Raw genomic sequence first — 4906 nt, forward strand, 5'->3', positions numbered from 1 at the left:
CGGTAACCCTGAGCGCCACCCCGAGCGTGGATGAGAACGGCACCATCACCTACACCGCGACCCTGACCGACAAGAACGGCGCCCCGGTCACCGCGCAGAACGGTCCGGTCACCGTGACGCTAGACAGCGGCAAGGTCATCACCATTGCCGTCGGCCAGAGCGCCGGCACCTTGCCGGTGAGCGTGGGCAACGACGTCTACCAAGGGCCAACCACGGTCACCGAATCCATCAAGGAAGCGGCCGGTGGCAACCTCGAAGCGATCAACCCGATCAAGACCCCGGTCAGCACCACGGTTACCGATGTCAACGACGCCACCACCGTGAAGCTGACTGCAACTCCATCGGTAAGCGAGAACGGCACGATCACGTACACCGCGACCATCACCGACAAAAATGGCGCCCCGGTCACTGCACACGACACGCCGGTGACCGTGACTCTGGACAGCGGCAAGGTGATCACCATCGCCGTCGGCCAAAGTTCAGGCACTCTGCCGATTACCGTGGGCAACGACGTCTACACTGGCGCGCCAACCGTTACTGAATCAATCAAGACCGCCAGCGGCGGCAACCTGGAAGCCCTCGGCACGGACAAGACGCCAGTGTCGACCAGCGTCAGTGACTTCCAGGACACCACCACTGTCAGCATCAGCGGCAGCACCTCGGTGACCGAAGGCCAGACCGCCAGTTACACCGTCAGCCTGACTCACCCGGCCCAGACCGAAGTGACGCTGAAAGTCGTCTACAGCGGCACCGCCGCCGACGGTTCTGACTTCACCGGTGTGTACACCGTGAAGATCCCGGCGGGCGCCAGCAGTGCCAGCTTCAACGTCGCGACCATCGACGACAAAATCACCGAAGGCACCGAAAACTTCGTGGTCAAGATCGACTCGGCCACCGGCGGCAACTTCGAGAGCCTGGCGATCAGCGCGTCCAATGGCAGCGTCAGCACTTCGATCATCGACAACGATGCACCGCCAGTGCTGAACCTCGACGCCAACAACTCCAGCGGTGCCACCGGGGCCGATTACAAGGTGACGTTCACCGAGAACACCCCAGGTGCGGGCGTGTCGATCGGCGATACCGATCTGAGCATCACCGACCCGGACAGCACTCTGCTGACCGGCGCGACCATCGTGCTGACCAACCGTCAGGACGGCGATGCACTGAACCTGGGCAACAGCGTCAATGGCATCACCATCAATGCCAACAGCACCAATGGCTCAGTCACGCTGACGCTGTCGGGCAACGCGACGCTGGCCGACTACACGCAGCAGATCAAGAACATCACCTTCACCAACAACAGTGAAGACCCGAGCACCGTGCCGCGCACCATCACCGTGACGGTGACCGATGGCAGCAACTACTCCAACACCGCGACCACTACGGTCAACGTGGTGGCGGTCAATGACKCGCCGGTTGCAGCACCAGTCAACGTCACCGGCACCGAAGACACACCGCTGATCCTCGGCTGGTCGACCTTCGGCGTCAGCGACGTCGACAGTCCGGCCGTCAGCCTGGGCGTGAAAATCACCCAGCTGCCGGGCGAGGGCAAACTGCAGTACCTGGACGGTTCGACCTGGAAAGATGTCGCCACCAACCAGACCTTCAGCAAGGCTGATATCGACGCTGGCAAACTGCGCTTCACGCCGGATGCCAACGAGTCGGGTGTAGACGGGTATGGCGGTACCGGCCTGGGCAACAACCAGGCCGACTACACACAAATCAAGTTCCAGCCAACCGACGGCCAGACTCTGGGCAACACCGGCACGATCAAGATCGACATCACCCCGGTGGCGGATGCGCCGACCCTGAGCGTTGCCGACAACAGCGTGAAGTCCACCGGGTTGATCAAGGAAGTCTGGACCGGTCTTTCGGGCCTGGGCACCAGCGGCAACGGCGCGGACTCGACCACGCTGAAAAACGTGATCGACGCCGCTGGCACAGCAAATTCCAAAGGCACCGTGACCAACGTGCAGTCCGACGGTGGCGTGACCGCCGGTACGGCATCGAAAACCTCCGGCCTGATCTACCTCGAAGCCGGCAAGACCTACACCTTCAACGGTACCGGTGATGACAGCCTGTTGGTGACCATCGGCGGCAAAAACATAGCCGCGACCACATGGGGCGCGGGTGGCAACCTCAATGGTTCGTTCACCCCGACTACTAGCGGCTACTACACCCTGGACATCTACCACCACAACCAGAGTGGCCCGGGCAGCTATGACGTCAACCTGTCGGTCAATGGCAGCACGCCGATCGACCTGAGCAGTGCCGGTGTACCGATTTAMACCGGCGTGTCGGATCTGGTGAATGCCGGTGTGACCGTGTCCGACTTGCACGGCACCAATGGCGAAGGCTACTACGACGGTTACAAGCTCAATACCGGCGCTGAAGGCACCAGTGTGAAATTGTCCGCCATCACCACCGCGCTGACCGACACCGACGGCTCGGAAGCCATGAGCCTGAAGATCAGCGGCATGCCGGTCGGCTCGGTGCTCACCGACGGCACGGGACATACCTTCACAGTCACCGCGACCAATGGCGAGGCCAACGTGACGGGCTGGAGCCTCGGCTCTCTGACCGTAACTCCGCCACCGTACTACAACGGCCTGTTCGACCTGACCGTGACCTCGACCTCCACCGAGGCCCTGGGTGGTTCGGCCAGCAGCACTTCGCAGATTCCCGTGATCGTGTCCCCGGCGGTCTATAACGCCGTCACCGCCACCGCGGCCAATGACACCGTCACTGGCACCGACGGCAACGACATCATGATCGCCGACATCGGCGGCCTGACCGTGGTGCCGGGCACCAACTACAACATCGCGTTCATGGTCGACAGTTCCGGCAGTATGAGTTCCTCGTCGATCAACTCGGCCAAGGACTCGCTGACGTCGGTGTTCAACACCCTCAAGCAAAGCCTGGGCAGTAACTCGGGTACGGTGAACATCTTCCTGGTGGACTTCGATGCCCAGGTCAACAAGTCGGTGTCGGTGAACCTCAATGACTCCAATGCACTGACTCAGTTGAAGGCGACTCTGGATTCGATGTCGTCCGGCGGCGGCACCAACTACGAGGACGTGTTCAAAACCACGGCCAACTGGTTCCAGAGTGCGGGCGCCGTGGCCAACACCGGGGCGAAGAACCTCACGTATTTCATTACTGACGGCAAGCCGACTTACTACCAGAGCGGCGAGTCGACCAACCCGACCCTGTATGGCAGCACAACACTCGATAGCCTGATCACTACCAGCAACTATCAGTTGGGTAAAGCGATCAGCCTGTTCCCCGACAGCACGCACCAGATCGACATTTCCGCCTCGGGCTACGTGACGGTCTGGACCAAGAACACCAATGGCAACAACGGGAACGGGAACGGGAACGGCAATAACTGGTCATCCAAGGACTTCGGCTATCTGCATGCCCAGGGCGACGGCACCTACGAGTTCTCGGGTCGTGACGGCGACGGCAGTAGCACCGACGGGGACACCATCAGCAACTCCACCAGCAGTTTCACATTGCTGAGCAACCTGTCGAACGTCGAGGCCATCGGCCTGAACAAGGACGTGACGCTCAACGACCTGAAGCCGTACGACTCGGATCAAACGCCACAAACCAACATCGACCCGCAGAATCTGGCCAACTCGATCATCGGCCACACCGAAGCGACGATGCCGGGTAACGACACCGTCAGCGGTGGCGATGGCAACGACCTCCTGTTCGGCGATCTGGTGAGCTTCAACGGCATTGCCGGCGAGGGTTACCAGGCGATGCAAGCCTTCGTGGCGCAGCAAACCGGCGTGGACGTCAGCAAAGTCACCACCAGCAACGTGYACCAGTACATCACCGAGCATTACACCGCGCTCGATGTGTCCGGCGCCCATGACGGCAGCGACACCCTGCTCGGCGGTGCGGGCAATGACATTCTGTTCGGCTCGGGCGGTAACGACACCCTCGACGGCGGCAAGGGCAATGACATCCTGCTCGGCGGCATCGGCAACGACACGCTGATGGGCGGACAGGGCAACGACATCCTGATCGGTGGTTCCGGTGGTGACACCTTCGTCTGGAAAGCGGGCGATACCGGTAACGACGTGATCAAGGACTTCAAGGCCAGCGAAGGCGACCGGATCGACCTGCGTGATCTGTTGCAGGGCGAAACCGGCAGCACCATCGACAACTTCCTGAAGATCACCACGGTCGACGGCGTGTCGTCGCTGCAAGTCAGCTCGACCGGCCAGTTCAACTCGGGCAATGCGGCCGCCGCCACGCCGGACGTGACGATCAAACTGGAAGGCAACAACTGGTCAAGCGCCAACCTGCACAACCTGATTGCCGGTAGCGACCCGACAATCAAGGTCGATCACAACAACAGCTGATGCATGAAAACGGCCGCTCCTTATGGGGCGGCCGTCACGTTTGCGCCCACTGCCCGGTGACGATTTCGTCACCGCGCCACATACTGGCGTGCAGTTGGCCTATGCTGCTGACAGCACGATGCTGGCTCAAATCCGAGGGATGCTCAATGTTTTACGTGCAACGCGATGCGCAGGGCCTGTTAGTTCGCGTGGAACCCGTCGCCTACGCCGAGGCCACGGAAACGCTACCGGCCGACCATCAAGAAATCCAGGCCTGGTTTGCCAATGCGGCTGTGGAAAACAGCCTCAAACAGCTCAAGCAAAGTGACCTGGAAATGATCCGGGTACTCGATGACTTGATTCAGGTGCTGACCCAGAAAGGCGTGATCCGCGTCACCGACCTGCCGATGGCGGCCCAGGCCAAACTGATGGACCGGACCCAGGCGCGTGAGGCGTTGGGTGGGTTGAGTCAGTTGATCGATGAGGATGAAGGCGGGTTGATCTGATCATTGATCTTCAGTGACTGTTCCAGCCGTCATCGCGGGTAATCC

At 61.0% G+C, this 4906-nt stretch carries 1 protein-coding gene and 1 pseudogene; both read left to right on the plus strand.

The annotated features are described in order from the left end of the window. Window positions 1-4376, plus strand: a pseudogene (locus tag ACXRVY_RS17150) (LapA family giant adhesin); the annotation flags it as partial. A gap of 146 nt (window positions 4377-4522) precedes the next feature. After that, on the plus strand, window positions 4523-4861 hold the full coding sequence (locus ACXRVY_RS17155; protein WP_223463874.1) for a tryptophan synthase subunit beta: 339 nt from the start codon (window positions 4523-4525) through the stop codon (window positions 4859-4861). The last annotated feature ends 45 nt before the right edge of the window (window positions 4862-4906 follow it).

Source organism: Pseudomonas sp. P5_A2_2, assembly GCF_054177685.1.